The organism is Pseudoalteromonas aurantia (assembly GCF_005886875.1).
Lineage (GTDB): Bacteria > Pseudomonadota > Gammaproteobacteria > Enterobacterales > Alteromonadaceae > Pseudoalteromonas > Pseudoalteromonas aurantia_A.
This window is the reverse complement of sequence record NZ_PNBY01000028.1, coordinates 18,295-33,229: the sequence shown is the minus strand read 5'-3', so window position 1 is coordinate 33,229 and position 14,935 is coordinate 18,295. Positions and strand designations below refer to the sequence as shown.

At 41.6% G+C, this 14,935-nt stretch carries 13 protein-coding genes; 2 read left to right on the top strand and 11 right to left on the bottom strand.

Features of this window, described 5'->3' with window-relative positions:
- Window positions 1–4 precede the first annotated feature (4 nt).
- The 10 genes from ribH to CWC18_RS06195 form a co-directional block, all read right to left on the bottom strand.
- On the bottom strand, window positions 5–469 hold the full coding sequence (ribH, locus tag CWC18_RS06240; RefSeq protein WP_119862311.1) for a 6,7-dimethyl-8-ribityllumazine synthase: 465 nt from the start codon (window positions 467–469) through the stop codon (window positions 5–7).
- A 151-nt stretch (window positions 470–620) separates the two neighbouring features.
- A complete protein-coding gene (gene ribBA, locus CWC18_RS06235; RefSeq protein WP_138589564.1) occupies window positions 621–1,733 on the bottom strand; it encodes a bifunctional 3,4-dihydroxy-2-butanone-4-phosphate synthase/GTP cyclohydrolase II in 1,113 nt (370 codons plus the stop codon).
- A gap of 32 nt (window positions 1,734–1,765) precedes the next feature.
- Complete coding sequence (locus CWC18_RS06230) at window positions 1,766–2,422, bottom strand: riboflavin synthase (protein WP_138589563.1); 657 nt, start codon at window positions 2,420–2,422, stop codon at window positions 1,766–1,768.
- 7 nt (window positions 2,423–2,429) lie between these two features.
- A complete protein-coding gene (gene ribD, locus CWC18_RS06225) occupies window positions 2,430–3,542 on the bottom strand; it encodes a bifunctional diaminohydroxyphosphoribosylaminopyrimidine deaminase/5-amino-6-(5-phosphoribosylamino)uracil reductase RibD (protein WP_138589562.1) in 1,113 nt (370 codons plus the stop codon).
- Window positions 3,542–3,991, bottom strand: a complete 450-nt coding sequence (gene nrdR, locus CWC18_RS06220; protein ID WP_138589561.1) for a transcriptional regulator NrdR — start codon at window positions 3,989–3,991, stop codon at window positions 3,542–3,544. Before nrdR ends, ribD begins: the two co-directional genes overlap by 1 nt.
- Before the next feature lie 85 nt (window positions 3,992–4,076).
- Window positions 4,077–5,333 carry a serine hydroxymethyltransferase gene (glyA, locus tag CWC18_RS06215; RefSeq protein WP_138589560.1) on the bottom strand — a complete coding sequence of 419 codons (1,257 nt, stop codon included), beginning with the start codon at window positions 5,331–5,333 and terminating at the stop codon, window positions 4,077–4,079.
- 257 nt (window positions 5,334–5,590) lie between these two features.
- Window positions 5,591–6,880: a threonine synthase gene (gene thrC / locus CWC18_RS06210; protein ID WP_138674921.1), complete on the bottom strand. Its 1,290-nt coding sequence runs from the start codon at window positions 6,878–6,880 to the stop codon at window positions 5,591–5,593.
- Window positions 6,877–7,821: a homoserine kinase gene (thrB, locus tag CWC18_RS06205; protein ID WP_138589669.1), complete on the bottom strand. Its 945-nt coding sequence runs from the start codon at window positions 7,819–7,821 to the stop codon at window positions 6,877–6,879. Before thrB ends, thrC begins: the two co-directional genes overlap by 4 nt.
- Before the next feature lie 12 nt (window positions 7,822–7,833).
- A complete protein-coding gene (gene thrA / locus CWC18_RS06200) occupies window positions 7,834–10,251 on the bottom strand; it encodes a bifunctional aspartate kinase/homoserine dehydrogenase I (protein ID WP_138589668.1) in 2,418 nt (805 codons plus the stop codon).
- Between the two features lie 283 nt (window positions 10,252–10,534).
- Window positions 10,535–10,900 (bottom strand): response regulator, encoded by a 366-nt coding sequence (locus CWC18_RS06195; RefSeq protein ID WP_138589558.1) that lies wholly within the window; start codon window positions 10,898–10,900, stop codon window positions 10,535–10,537.
- Window positions 10,901–11,114: 214 nt separating this feature from the next.
- Here CWC18_RS06195 and CWC18_RS06190 point away from each other — a divergent pair, with 214 nt between their 5' ends.
- Window positions 11,115–12,875 carry a sensor histidine kinase gene (locus tag CWC18_RS06190; RefSeq protein ID WP_138589557.1) on the top strand — a complete coding sequence of 587 codons (1,761 nt, stop codon included), beginning with the start codon at window positions 11,115–11,117 and terminating at the stop codon, window positions 12,873–12,875.
- A 120-nt stretch (window positions 12,876–12,995) separates the two neighbouring features.
- Window positions 12,996–13,907 (top strand): recombination-associated protein RdgC, encoded by a 912-nt coding sequence (gene rdgC, locus CWC18_RS06185; RefSeq protein WP_138674920.1) that lies wholly within the window; start codon window positions 12,996–12,998, stop codon window positions 13,905–13,907.
- 70 nt (window positions 13,908–13,977) lie between these two features.
- Here the strand turns inward: rdgC and CWC18_RS06180 are convergent, their stop codons facing one another.
- Window positions 13,978–14,817: an HDOD domain-containing protein gene (locus CWC18_RS06180; protein ID WP_138674919.1), complete on the bottom strand. Its 840-nt coding sequence runs from the start codon at window positions 14,815–14,817 to the stop codon at window positions 13,978–13,980.
- Window positions 14,818–14,935: the final 118 nt, after the last annotated feature.

Below are 14,935 nucleotides of genomic sequence, written 5' to 3'. Positions count from 1 at the left end.
CCTCTTAAATTTTATCGAGTACGTTAACCATTTCTAGCGCACCAAGAGCTGCTTCGCCACCCTTGTTGCCCATTTTTGTTCCCGCACGTTCAATGGCCTGCTCAATGCTTTCAGTTGTTAACACACCAAATGCAACTGGGATATCATAATCTAATGAAACACATGCAAGTCCTTTGTTCGACTCATTTGCAACCAAATCAAAGTGCGGTGTTCCGCCTCGAATAATCACACCCAGTGCAATTATTGCATCAAACTCTTTTTTCATTGCAATGCGTTTAGCCGCAAGAGGTAACTCAACAGCTCCAGGTACATAAACCACGGTGATATCTTCATCACTTACGCCGCCAGTACGCTTTAATTCATCAACAGCACCATCAAGTAAGCTGCTTCCGATGAAGTCATTGAAACGAGAAATGACAATGGCAAATTTTTTGCCTGGTGCGTACTTATTACCTTCAATAATATTCATTAGATGATCCTAATCTTGTGTAATACCACAGCAGCCCTTTTATGTTACATGCTACTTGGTATGAGCAATTGCCAAATTGGTGCGCATAATAGCACAACTTTACGTCTACCTAAACAACCTTTAACCCTACCCAAATATGCGTTATTTATTGCTACTTAGGTTCAACGTATTCCACGACTTCTAGGTGAAAGCCAGACAAGGCGTGGTATTTTTTCGGCATACTCATCAAGCGCATTTTTTGGATCCCCAGATCCGCTAAAATTTGCGAGCCTACGCCAACAGTACGTGATGTACCTTGGAATTTACGTAAATTAACACTTTCGCCAATATCTTCAGCGGCAAATGCCTTTACCATAGATTCAATATCTGCAGGGTTTTCTTGTTTACCTAAGATCACAAGTACACCATTGTTGTTACTGATGTGCTTCATCGCACCATGTAAGCTCCAGCTTCTGTCTGCGCCTCTGTCTGATAGCAACACATCATTAAACGTACTTTGTAAATGCACTCTGACCAATGTCGGCTCATCAGCATTCACTACACCACGTTTCATTACATAGTGAAGTTGGTTATCAATCGTATCTTTATATGTCACCAAATCGAATTCGCCATATTCAGTAGGTAGCTTACACTGTGCTACTTTTTCTATGGTGGTTTCGTTTAAGTTTCTGTATTCAATTAAATCAGCGATAGTGCCGATTTTAAGATCATGCTCTTTGGCAAATACTTCTAATTGTGGGCGTCGCGCCATAGTTCCGTCAGCATTTAAGATTTCAACTATTACTGAAGAAGCTTCTAAACCCGCTAAGCGCGCTAGATCACACCCAGCCTCCGTATGACCTGCACGAGTTAAAACTCCGCCAGCCTGAGCCATGATTGGGAATATATGCCCTGGCTGCACAATATCTTGTGGCATAGCCCCTTTAGCAACTGCGGCCTGAACTGTACGAGCACGATCTGCGGCTGAAATTCCAGTCGTTACGCCCTTGGCAGCTTCTATCGACATAGTGAAGTTTGTTGAAAACTGAGCACCGTTATTGCGAACCATCAACGGTAAATCTAACTGCTGACAACGCTCTTGAGTCATTGTTAAGCAAATTAAGCCTCGACCATGTGTTGCCATAAAATTGATGGCATCCGCTGAAATATGTTCAGCAGCTATGATTAAATCCCCTTCATTCTCTCGGTCTTCATCGTCCATTAAAATAACCATTTTACCGGCTTTTATGTCTTCAATGATCTCTTGTGCGCTATTTAAATTCATAATTTACCTGTCTTTTTTTATTTGCTACCGGGTTACTTAATAAAGCCCGCTTTGGCTAACAAATTCGTTGTGAGAGTCGATTCAGATGTTGGAGTATGGGTGCCTTGTATTAGGCGCTCTAAATACCGAGATATTTGATCAACTTCTAAATTAATCTGGGTGCCGACTTGAAAGTCCACAATCGTTGTTTCTTGTGCAGTATGCGGTACGATTGTCAGCTTGAATTTATTCTTTTTAATATCATTGACCGTAAGGCTAATACCATCAATCGCGACGGATCCTTTGTAAGGAATATATTTCATCAGCGCTTCAGGCGCTTTTAGCCAATATTCTGTTGCTCGCGCATTCTGGTGCACACTGTCTATCGTAGCGATACCATCCACATGCCCTGAGACTAAATGTCCGCCGAGTCTAGAGATGGGTTGCAATGCCTTTTCTAAGTTTACTTTTTGCCCTAGTTTATAATCAGCAAACAATGTTAATTGAAGCGTTTCATTAGAAAGGTCAGCTTTAAAGCCATCGTTGAACTTTTCAACTACCGTAAGGCAAACACCATTGGTAGCAATACTATCGCCTAACTTCACATCGTGCATATTTAAGGTATTACTTGTCACACGGACAGTTAAGTCGCCTTTTTTCGAAACTAACTCTGTCAGGGTACCTGTTGCTTCGATTATTCCTGTAAACATAATGCCTCTATGAATCTGCTCGAAGTGTTAAACGAATATCATCACCAACTCGTTCAATACTTGTAAAATTAAGTGCCGTTATCTCATTCATATGTGTTAACTCTGGGGTATTAAATAACCCTCGCCCATCATGCCCTATAATTTTTGGCGCAAGATAAACGACAAATTCATCAATTAAGTTGCGCTGATGAAAAACCCCTGCGAGCGTTGCTCCGGCCTCTAACCAAACACGATTTACCCCGCGCTCAGCTAATAGTAAAAGAACACTCTGGCAATCAATCTTTTCCCCACTGTTTGGGACAACAACTTGCTCTACAAAATGCGGCCATTGCTGTGTATTATCAAGGGATGTTCTCAAAATAATGATAGGGGATGGAAATTGAAATAACGCAAGCGCTGGCGTCAAACGATTTTGAGAGTCAAAAATAACCCGAATTGGTTGGCGCAGTGAAGTGCCTTCAGGCAAAGTGATATCACACTCAGTTTCTCGCACATTCAACTTAGCATCATCGGCTAAAACCGTATCTGCGCCGGTTAAAATAGCACAGCTTTGCGCTCTAAAAATTTGCACATCTCGACGTGCTTGTACTGAGGTTATCCATTTACTTTCGCCATTATTTAGGGCAGTTTTTCCGTCAACAGATGCTGCTAACTTGCACGTAACAAATGGCAAGCCAATTTCCATACGCTTTAAAAAACCATCATTCAATACTTTGGCTTGCGTTTCAAGCAAACCCGAACCGGTTTCAATACCGGCCTCTTCCAGCATGGCTAAGCCGCGACCAGCAACTTGAGGATTAGGGTCAACCATGGCAGCAACAACACGTGCAACACCGGCTTTTATTAGGCCTTCGGCACAAGGCGGTGTACGTCCATAATGGCTACACGGTTCCAAAGTCACATAGGCTGTTGCCCCTTTTGCTCGGCTACCAGCCGCTTTCAATGCATGAACTTCAGCATGCGGTTCACCCGCACGTTGATGAAACCCTTCACCAATTACCACGTCATCTTTGACAATAACACACCCTACATTTGGGTTAGGTGTTGTCGTATACTGACCTTTTTTTGCCAGTTCTATTGCACGCGCCATATAGTGTTTATCTTGACTGCTAAACGCCATTAATCTGCAAGCCTCGCTATTTCTTCACCAAATTCTCGTACGTCTTCGAATGAACGGTATACCGATGCAAAACGAACATAAGCCACTTTATCTAGCTTTTTGAGCGCTTCCATGATGCATTCGCCTATCATATGACTGGGGATTTCACGCTCCCCTGTTGCTCGAATAGTAGACTTAATTTCGTGTATCACCTCATCAACTTGTTCAGTGCTTACTGGTCGTTTTTCTAACGCTCGGTGTAACCCATTGATGAGTTTATCTTCATTAAATGGTTCTCGGGAACCATCTTGTTTGATCACTCTCGGCATGACGAGTTCCGCCCCTTCAAAAGTAGTAAAGCGCTCATGGCATTCAATACACTCTCGACGACGACGGACTTGATGACCTGAACTCACCAGGCGCGAATCAATCACTTTAGTATCTTTGGCGGTACAAAATGGGCAATGCATAGTTGTTCACTTTTAACTGGATACAAAAAAGGCCGCTATATAGCGGCCTTAATGATATCAAAAATCTCTGTTTTTGTGAGCTAAATTATGCGTAAACCGGTAATTTAGCACAGATAGCTTTTACTTTCTCTTTCACGTCCGCTTGAACTGTCTCATCATTGATATTATCAAGCACGTCACAGATCCAACCCGCTAATTCACGAGACTCAGTTTCTTTGAAACCACGACGTGTAATAGCAGGTGAACCAATACGTAGACCAGAGGTTACAAATGGAGAACGAGGGTCATTTGGCACTGAGTTTTTATTAACAGTAATATTCGCACGGCCTAATGCAGCATCTGCATCTTTACCAGTGATATCTTTGTCGATAAGGTCAAGTAAGAATAAATGGTTTTCTGTTTTACCTGATACTACCTTATAACCACGCTCTTGTAATACAGACACCATTGTTTGCGCATTTTTAACCACTTGTGTTTGGTACGCTTTAAACTCTGGTTGCAATGCTTCTTTAAATGCCACTGCTTTTGCTGCAATAACGTGACATAGAGGGCCACCTTGACCGCCTGGGAATACCGCACTGTTAAGCTTTTTGTAAATAGCTTCGTCGTCACACGCTGAAATGATCAAACCACCGCGAGGGCCCGCTAGTGTTTTATGCGTCGTAGTTGTAACCACGTGAGCATGAGGCACAGGGCTTGGGTAAACCCCCGCAGCAATTAAACCTGCGACGTGCGCCATATCGACAAATAAGTAAGCACCTACTTTATCTGCAATCTCCCGGAATTTAGCCCAATCAACGATGCCAGAATAAGCAGAGAATCCACCAATGATCATTTTAGGCTTATGCTCAAGCGCGAGAGCTTCAACTTGCTCATAATCAATTTCGCCCGTTGCTTCATTCAGTCCATACTGCACTGCATTGTACAACCTGCCAGAAAAGTTCACGTGAGAACCATGCGTTAAATGACCACCATGAGCAAGGCTCATACCTAGCACTGTATCACCTGCTTCTAGTAAAGCTAAAAATACAGCTGCGTTTGCTTGAGAACCAGCATGAGGCTGAACGTTTGCGTAAGTAGAACCAAACAGTTCGTTTGCACGATCAATCGCCAATTGCTCAACAACGTCTACATGCTCACACCCACCATAATAACGCTTACCAGGATAACCTTCTGCGTATTTATTTGTTAACTGTGAACCCTGCGCTTCAAGAACGCGCGGGCTACAATAATTTTCAGACGCGATAAGTTCAATGTGTTCTTCTTGACGAGTTGTTTCAAGATCAATCGCGTTAAATAATTCTGGGTCAAAATCTGCAATATTCATGTTACGTTCTAACATGGGGTCTCCTAGGTGCACGTAAAGGTATAAAAGCCGTATTGTACGCTCTAATGCGTGTTATGCCTATTGTATAAGCTTAAACATATTTAAACATATTTAAACAGGGATTGAATTTATTTCACAGTGTTTATGCAATGATATTTTTTTATTTAAACATTAATAAATTAAATAAATAAAACACGGTGAATTAAAGTTATAAATGTAAGAGCTGGAGAACCCAGCCCTTAAGAGAACATAGACAAGTCAAGCATCTGGCATTATGACACTAACAATGACGCAAACATTGCCGTTTTCAACTGGGTATAATCTGCTTCGAGGGGCTGAGCTAAACAGGCTTTGCCTAAAGCGCTCTGTAATACATCAGGCATTGATATTTGTTGATTTAATACCTCTTCCACCGACTCTTTGAATTTAGCTGGATGTGCCGTAGCGAGAAATATACCTGTACTATTATCATTTTTATCGAGCTTAAGCCCTTCATACGCAATCGCAGTATGCGGCTCTGCAATATAGCCTAAATTAGCAATATCTTGCATAACACTCGCAGTCACTTGTTCAGAGATACTACGTGAATAAAAATCATGTTTGTCAAATTTACCACTGTCAATCATGTTTTGGACACGAGGCCAATTATTAGGTTTACTCACATCCATTGCATTAGAAAGAGATTCAAGCGTCGCTTTTGGATCCCAGTTACCAGAAGTGACATATCGAGGTACTGTGTCATTCTGATTGGTCGTCGCCGACAATTTTTTAATCGGTAACCCAATCACTGAACCAATCATAGCGGCACATACGTTGCCGAAATTACCACTTGGTACAGAAATATGAACGTTGCTTCGTTCTGCTTTCGGTAACTGTGCCAATGCTTCAAAGTAATAACACACTTGAGCAACCAAGCGACTTATATTTATAGAGTTAGCAGAGTTCAAACCGAGTTTACTTTTCAGCTCTTCATCTAAAAAAGCTTGCTTCACTAACGCCTGACAATCATCAAAACTGCCATTCACCGCATAACAATGAATATTGCCACCAAGCGTTGTAAAAAGTTTTTGTTGCGCGAGGGAAATTTTTCCTTCTGGATAAAGGATCACGACGTCAACATTGGGCTTGTTATAGAACGCATGTGCTACAGCAGCTCCGGTATCTCCGCTTGTGGCAGTTAAAATTGTGACGCGTTCACCTTGGTTAAACAAACCTACACATTCAGCCATAAACCGACCACCAAAGTCTTTAAAAGCAAGGGTTGGTCCATGAAAAAGCTCTAGGCAAAAGTTTTTGCTATCGACCTTTTCGAGTTTAACAGGGAAGTTGAAAGCTCGAGTAACCATTTCAGCGAGTGTATCTTTTGGTAATTCATCCCCAATCAAATGCGCTAGGATCTCAGTACTTCGTTCTGTAAATGGCAATTCAAGTAATGCATCAATATTATCTAGCTTGCGTAAGTCTGTTGGAAAAAATACCCCCTGATTACGTCCTAACCCCGTTTTTACCGCATCAGTAAACGATACTTGTTGTTGTTCATCTTTTAAGTTTACGAGGTTCATGATTTAGCTCCTAAAGAAATAGCTCGAGTGCCTTGGTTATCTAATTTACAAATATGGCTAAAGCCATGCTCATTTATATAATGCTGACGCAGCCAAGCTTGACATTGCTCCGCCGCGCTTAATGTTTTACAAATCGTAAATAATGTGGGTCCTGCTCCAGAAATACTCACCAGTTCAGCACCTAACTCAGGAAGCGCTGATTTTGCATCACTGAAGCCAGTAATTAAACCTTGGCGATACGGTTCTGCTATCCTATCTTGCATCAGCGCGAGTGCTTCATCAAAACGCGCGCTCTGCATTAACAAGCAATAGCTCGACAAACGCTGAGCAAACTCAACACTGTCGTGGCTACTAATACTATCAGGCATCACCGCTCTTGCTTTGGCGGTATTTAACGCAAAACCAGGGTAGGCAGCAACATAGTACCATGCTTCATCAACAGGCAAACTCATAGCCTTATTCGGTACCAAATCAGCGGTCAGTTGCAATCCTCCCAAATAACACGGTGTGATATTATCATAATGACGTGCTCCGCTAACTTTACCCTCAAAATCAGCCATCAATTCAATTAATGCCTCTTGAGAAAGCGCGGGATGTGCAAATTTATTGAGTGCAGCAAATGTTGCTACCACTGAGCACGCACTAGAGCCTAACCCGGAACCAATGGGCAAGCGCTTCTCTAATACCAAGGATACGGGTGGCATATCTAAAGCAACATGTTCGCGAAAATGCACTAAGCACTGATACGCTAGGTTTTCTTCGGCCTCAGAAGGTAACTTGTCTGCATACGGGCCAATACATGAAAACTGATCTTTATCGGCTGCTTCTACATGGACAATATCGCCCAATAACGTGCCATCAATTGGCGCAAGTGCGGCGCCTAAAGAATCAAAGCCAACACAGAAATTACCTATCGAGGCAGGCGCATACATAGAAATCATCATTATTTACTCCTAGCGAGACAGTGTTTTTAATATATCTGCGAAGACACCCGCAGAAGTCACTTCAGCACCGGCACCGTAACCTCGAATAACAAAAGGGCGAGGTTGATAGTATTGACTTAATATCGCCAAGGCGTTTTCGCCATCACGAATATCATATAATGCGTTTGCTTTATCAACGGCTTCAATCCCTACCTTACAATGACCGTTATTAATACTTCCGACATACCTTAGTACCTGACCTTGTTCTGCTGCAGCTTGAACCCGTTGCGCAAAATCATGATCCAGTTCAGGGAGCTTAGCCATAAACTCGTCCACCGATGTGCCTGATGCAAAAGCGTCACTTACCACTGGCTCCACTTCAATATCAGACAGCTCTAAAGCCAAACCCGACTCTCGTGCAATAATCAAAAGCTTACGTGCCACATCTGTACCTGATAAGTCATCTCTTGGGTCAGGCTCTGTAAAACCATTTACTTTCGCCTTTGCCGTCGCCTCAGATAAACTTAATCCGTCTTCTAGCGCACCAAACATGTATGACAGAGAGCCCGATAAAACTCCGTTAAAAGAGAGTAATTCATCTCCCGCACCAAACAACAATTGTAAATTATCTAATACAGGTAGTCCCGCGCCCACATTCGTTTCATATAAGAATTTACGTTGCTTCCTTTGAGCCGCATTATTTAATGCTTGATAATATGTATAACTTCCCGTATTGGCTTTTTTATTCGCGGCCACAACATGGAAGCCTGCCTCGAGAAAGTCACAATACTGTTCAGCAAGCTGTTGAGAAGAACTGCAATCTACGATCACTGGATTAATAAGGTGGTTAGCTTTAACAAAAGCCTCTAGCTTATCCAAAGCAAAACCGGCTTGCTGTTGCTCCAACTCACTATGCCAAGTATCAAACGGCACACCATCTGCGTTTAAGTAAAGTTGACGAGAATTTGCTACCCCATATAAGTTAAGCTTTATATTACGGTTTTGTAGCCACTGTTGTTGTTTTTGAAGTTGCTTGATCAGCTCTTGGCCAACTAAACCAACACCGAGTAAGAAAACATCTATTGAAGGAACATGAGTAAAGAAGTTTTCATGGCATACCTTCACCGCATCATTACATAAGCTGCCATCAACCACCGCTGAAATTGCACTTTCAGTGGAGTCTTGCGCAATTGCAACAATGTTTACTTGTGCTTGTGCCAACGAAGCAAAAAACTTGGCCGCTAGCCCTTTATGAGCCTTCATGTTATCGCCCACCAATGTCACTATTGCTAAGTCACGCTGTACTTGAACTGGCTCGATTAAACCAGCTTGCGACTCCAGTTCAAAAGCCGACTCAAGCGCACTAAGTGCCAAGTTTAAATCAGCTTCATGAACGCAAAAGCTGATACTAAATTCACACGAAGACTGCGTGATCAATACAATCGATACATTGTCTTGGGCAAGGGCATTAAATACCCGAGATGCCATCCCGACTTTCCCTTTCATACCAGGACCTGAAACAGTTAACATTGCAAGTTCATCTAAGCTTGACAGCGCTTTGACTTGCTCATCACCCCGTCGCTTATTGCTGATCACAGAACCTGGTACATCCGGATTGTGGGTGTTTTTAATTTCACACGGTACCCCGGCTTTAGCACAAGGCAAGATAGTTTTAGGATGGAGTACTTTGGCACCAAAATATGACAGCTCCATCGCTTCTTTATACGATAACCAATCAACTTTGGTGGCCTTGCTGATAAACCTTGGATCGGCGTTAAACACACCATCCACGTCAGTCCAAATTTGACATACTTGCGCTTGCAAACATGCTGCAGCCACGGCCGCAGAATAATCAGAACCATTGCGGCCAAGCGTGGTTAATGCGCCTTGTTGGTTACACCCTGTGAAACCCGGCATGATGTAGTATTTATTTGGCTGTTCTCGCATTGCCGACGCAAAACGTGATTTACTTGCCTTTAAATCGACTTCTGCATCTAAATAACCACCCGACGTTAAAATACAGCGGGTCGCATCTAAATAACTGGCTTGTGAACCGCCTAGCATGGTTTGCATGAGCGCGCAGCTAACCCGTTCGCCAAAACTAATAATGAATGCTCTTATTTGAGCTGGGCAATGTTGCAGCAGCTTGACCCCCGCCAATTTATTTGCCAGCGCCATAAAGTCAGGCCAATGATTGATTGCGCCATAGAGCTTTTCGACTTGTTGATGTAAGTCTTTAACCCGTGACTCCAAAGCCTGCCACTGTTCCTCATAAGACACGCCTTGCTCTGCCAACTCAGCTAACTCAACGAGCTGATCAGTCATGCCTCCTGGCGCTGAAAGCACAATTAATGCTTCATCTCCAGATTGGCTTAATATTAGATTCTGGACTTGCCGTAAACATTTAAAGTCGGCTAAAGATGAGCCGCCAAATTTTAATACTCGCATCATGGTAATTTTCCTCATTCCAAAAACGAAAAAAGGCCTGTGTTCTTAGTGAACACAGGCCTTTTAAATACGCACCGACCTATGCCACTATCCAGACTGGATGGTGGTTGTAATAATAATGGTCGAAGTGTTAAATTTTATTTTCATGACTCAAGAGTGCCTGAAATGTAGCCGAACTGTCAACACTAAAAGCAGACATTCTTTATGCATTTTGTTCAAGTTAATGGTAGGAAACGAGCGAATGTATATTATAAATGAGTGAAAAGGGGTTATTTCTGCTGCTTTACCGAATACCATACTGTGTTAATAAATCCAATAAATACTGAGGCGTGACAGGTTTTTCAATAAAATCGATTGCCCCCAATCGAATGACTCTCTCTTTCATTTCTGGCTGAATATCGGCAGAAATAACCACAACGAATGTTTCTATCTTATTCGCCTTAATTGCTTCTAACACACCAATACCATCCATTTCAGGCATGGTTAAATCCAAACAGAGTAAATCAACCTGTTTTCCTTCGAGCACTTCAAGTGCTTGCACACCATTTTCAGCTTGGGCGATTTCAGCATCTAGCGCTGACGATAAACAACGAACAACTTGCTTTCGCGCTACCTTTGAATCATCACACACTAATATAGAAAAACTCATATCAAATATTTTTATCTTTTAGTCATCGAAAACATTGCAATACATTACTTATAACATATTTAGTAGTAAATCAGTAAGTACCAAAACCTTATATTCACCTAATATTGCTATTGTGTGCAATAATGTCAGATATTTATTTATTTTTAAGGCTTTATTAGCTAAGTTTAAGTACATATATCATGCTGTGACTTAATTGAGGAGCCTAGGTTCATTCATGCTACAAAAAAGCCTATCAAAAAAGCTACTCACGAATGTACTTTCGGTTTACTTTTTACTAACCTTCGTTGTCACATGTGGGCAAGTCATTGCTGAGTACGTAAACACTAAAGACTATATTCGCAACGAACTTACGATGTTGCAAAAAACGTTTAGCCGCAGTTTAACTCGAGCTATTTGGGAACTAAACACAAAACAGACCGTAACAACAGCCGAGGGGTTACTCGCCATCCCAATGATAGAGGGGATAATTGTTCGCGACGATAGTGGAGAAATAATCTCTCAACTTGGTCGCTCCCTCGATATACATGAATTATACAGTCAGCAGCTGGTTCAAGAAGAAGCCATCATTGAAGATACGCCCTCAGGCTTATTCGGCTATACCTTTCCACTCATTTTTGAGTTTTCTGGCAGAGCAACTCAGGTGGGTGACGTAACCTTATTCTCAAGCCGTGAAGTGGTGTTCAGCCGCATCATGATTTCGATTTACTTCTTGATTGGCAATGCCATGATCAAGACGACTTTTCTCATTATTTTATTTTTAATCGCTTTTAGGCGACTCCTCACTGAACCACTCACTGATTTAACTGATCAAGTCGAAGATTTTGAGCTAGACAATATCGACGCTCAGCGCATAGACATTGGTACAAGCGAGCGTAATGAACTTAAAGTGATGGAAGAAGCGTTCAACAAGTTGATTGATAGAGTCGCTGAATATCGAAAACAACTCGATCAAACACAAAAAGAACTTTTAATCAGTAATGAAAAACTTGATCAACACAATTTACAACTAGAGCAAGAGGTCGCTAGAAAAACCTCTAACCTCAGTCAAGCTATGATGGACTTACAGCAACAAAAATACGAATTAGAGAAACAAAAACTCACGTTAACTGAAGAAATTGATTTACGCAGACAAACAGAACAAGAACTGCTTACCAAACAAAAAGAACTAGAACGATATTTAGACGAATTAAATATGGCACAAGAACGCTTGGTTGGCTCAGAAAAAATGGCGGCGTTAGGTGGGCTTGTGGCTGGTATTACGCATGATATTAATACGCCTGTCGGCATTGGGGTGACTGCAACATCATTCTTGCAGGAGCGCTTGCATCAATTAGAAGCGGCGTATCAGGCAAAAACTTTATCACCAAAGGCACTTGAAGAGTTCATCAATGAAGCGAAGCAAAGCACCAGTTTATTGACCACTAACTTAGATAGAGCGTCTGAACTGGTTGCGAGCTTTAAGCAAATTGCGGTCGATCAAGCCAGTGAAGCAGTTCGTACCATAAACTTTAAAGAGTACCTTGCTGAGGTTGTTCGGTCATTGCATCCAAAAATCAAGAAAACCAAACATGATATTAATATCTCATGCCCTGAAGACCTGACTCTAAATTTACCCGCTGGTGCGATCAGCCAGATATTTACTAACCTTATTATGAACTCACTCATACATGGCTTTGAAGGTATAGATAAAGGCAGCATTGATATTGAAATCACCGATGATAACGACGACGTTCGTATTTTATATCGTGATAATGGCCGCGGAGTAAGCGCTATTCAACTAGAAAAGTTATTCGACCCATTCTTCACAACAAAACGTGATCAAGGCGGCAGCGGATTAGGAACACACATTACGTTGAATCTAGTAAAACAAACACTCAATGGAGATATTGAAGTAACAAGTCAAGAAGGCAAAGGTCTCGTTTATGCAATTAGCTTTCCGAAAAACATGCAAGCCCCACTTGCGATGTTTAGCTGAGCAAAATAAAACCTGAATACAATAATCTTGCAAGATTGCCGAATTAGGTACTTTAATTCCTTCCCTGCCTGTAAATTATTGTTATCATAGCTACCAATTTTTAGCACGGATACCGTTTTTATGTGGTTTAGTAACCTGATCTGTTATCGATTCAAACAAGATGTTTCATATAATCAAGAAGATTTTGAACAAGCATTAGAGCAAGACGTATTTCGCCCATGTGGTAGCCAAGATATGAGTACCTTTGGCTGGTCAAAAGCCCTAGGAAAACATGGTCATAGCCTGTCACATTTTTCTAAAAATAGTATTTTAGTTTGTGCTAAGCGCGAAGAAAAAGTGCTCCCAGCAGCAGTCGTTAACGATATGGTCGCCGAAAAAGTCGAATTAATCGAACGCGAAGAAAACCGCCCAGTAAAGAAAAAAGAAAAAGACGAGTTAAAAGAAAATATACTGGCGACTTTGTTGCCACAAGCGTTCAAAAAATCTAGTTTACAGTTTGCCTTTATCGACCAAGAAAATGGCTGGGTTATCGTCAATAGCGCTAGTTTCAATAAAGCCGAAGAACTGTTAGCATTATTACGAAAATCTCTTGGTACACTGCCAGTTGTGCCAGCATTTGCAAATTATGATTTAGATGTATTTCTCACTAATTGGCTCACAAACTTTGAAACTCCTGAAGGTTTTGCAATTGGTACTGATGCCGAGCTAGAAGAACCCGATGACAATGGTGCACAAGTTAAACTGAAGCAACACGACCTATCAACGGATGAAATAAAACACCACCTACAAAGTGGTAAACGTGTTACTAAGCTGGCCTTAGACTGGCGTGAGCGAGTCAAGTTCATGCTACAAAATGACGGTTCGGTCAAGCGCCTTAGTTATTCTGATGCACTCAAAGAGCAAAACGCTGATATTCCTAAAGAGGATATGGTGGTTAAACTAGATGCTGACTTTATTTTAGTGAGCGAAGAGATCAAAGAGCTTATTGAAGAACTTACCCAAAGCCTAGGCGAGGCCGAAGACCTAGCTTAAGATAAAAGCAATCGATAGTAAGGTGTACCCACCTTACTATCTACCTATCTATGATGTGTGGCTGTCAGAGTTATGCAAACATGCTTTTCACATCATCTAACGTTTCTAGATATTCATCACTGGTAAACATGTCTAATGAACGGATCGCTCCTTTGCTTTCGTATGTGCCCAGTGCGGCAGCCTTATCTGATACCTGCAGGATACTCTCAATAATTGCGCCAACTCGAATGAAGTCAACATAGCATACATGTTCGGATTTATAGTTTGGGTTTGACCAGCTTTCAGCCACTTCTGCAAAGTCATCAGTAAAGCCCCACTCTCGCATAATTGCTCCCCCAATTTTACCTGCAAGTTTTTGTATTGCATGTGCTAAAAAGCTTGGGTTAGCAAATACTTCTGGATGACGTTCTGCTTCGGTTAAAATAGGTAATACCCCGATATTGAAAACCAACGAAGCCAGTGTGATTGTTTCTTTATTTAACGATGTATGTTTATTGACGCGTAAATAAAAATCCATTGTGGTTATAGCTTGGCAGGCTACTTTTAATGTTTTTTGCCAAGCCTTATCCATATACGTTCTGATCAATTTATTATTCGATACAAATAACTGCTCCATTGCCATTGCGGTTGCAATATTTTTTATCTGTCTTAAACCAATGCGCGTAACAGCTTGGTTTAGCGTATTCACTTTAACCGACCGCCCCATAAAAGCACTGTTAGCGACTTTCATCATGCGCGCCGACAAAGCTGGGTCTTGAGAAATTACATCCGCCATTTGCACCAAATTCACTTCAGGGTCATCGGCGGCTTGTCTAACTTTGACTGCAATTTCGGGGAGCGTGGGCAAAACTAAAGTATCGTTATTAATCCTATCTATTAGAATGGTCAGTAAAGCATTTTCTGTCGACATAAGTTTATCCCTTGGGGTATAAATTTTTATGATGTGCACAATAAAGTACGCTTATTCTTATACTCCTTAGTATTGACTAAGTTCTCGATAAAGTTAAGAAAAGTATAAAAAACATCTT

Bases quoted from the DNA above. Each gene is read 5' to 3' on its own strand.
- ribH (WP_119862311.1), bottom strand. From the start codon at position 469: ATGAATATTATTGAAGGTAATAAGTACGCACCAGGCAAAAAATTTGCC.
- rdgC (WP_138674920.1), top strand. From the start codon at position 12,996: ATGTGGTTTAGTAACCTGATCTGTTATCGATTCAAACAAGATGTTTCA.
- ribD (WP_138589562.1), bottom strand. From the start codon at position 3,542: ATGGCGTTTAGCAGTCAAGATAAACACTATATGGCGCGTGCAATAGAA.
- glyA (WP_138589560.1), bottom strand. From the start codon at position 5,333: ATGTTAGAACGTAACATGAATATTGCAGATTTTGACCCAGAATTATTT.
- thrA (WP_138589668.1), bottom strand. From the start codon at position 10,251: ATGCGAGTATTAAAATTTGGCGGCTCATCTTTAGCCGACTTTAAATGT.
- CWC18_RS06190 (WP_138589557.1), top strand. From the start codon at position 11,115: ATGCTACAAAAAAGCCTATCAAAAAAGCTACTCACGAATGTACTTTCG.
- CWC18_RS06195 (WP_138589558.1), bottom strand. From the start codon at position 10,900: ATGAGTTTTTCTATATTAGTGTGTGATGATTCAAAGGTAGCGCGAAAG.
- CWC18_RS06230 (WP_138589563.1), bottom strand. From the start codon at position 2,422: ATGTTTACAGGAATAATCGAAGCAACAGGTACCCTGACAGAGTTAGTT.
- nrdR (WP_138589561.1), bottom strand. From the start codon at position 3,991: ATGCATTGCCCATTTTGTACCGCCAAAGATACTAAAGTGATTGATTCG.
- thrB (WP_138589669.1), bottom strand. From the start codon at position 7,821: ATGATTTCTATGTATGCGCCTGCCTCGATAGGTAATTTCTGTGTTGGC.
- CWC18_RS06180 (WP_138674919.1), bottom strand. From the start codon at position 14,817: ATGTCGACAGAAAATGCTTTACTGACCATTCTAATAGATAGGATTAAT.
- ribBA (WP_138589564.1), bottom strand. From the start codon at position 1,733: ATGAATTTAAATAGCGCACAAGAGATCATTGAAGACATAAAAGCCGGT.
- thrC (WP_138674921.1), bottom strand. From the start codon at position 6,880: ATGAACCTCGTAAACTTAAAAGATGAACAACAACAAGTATCGTTTACT.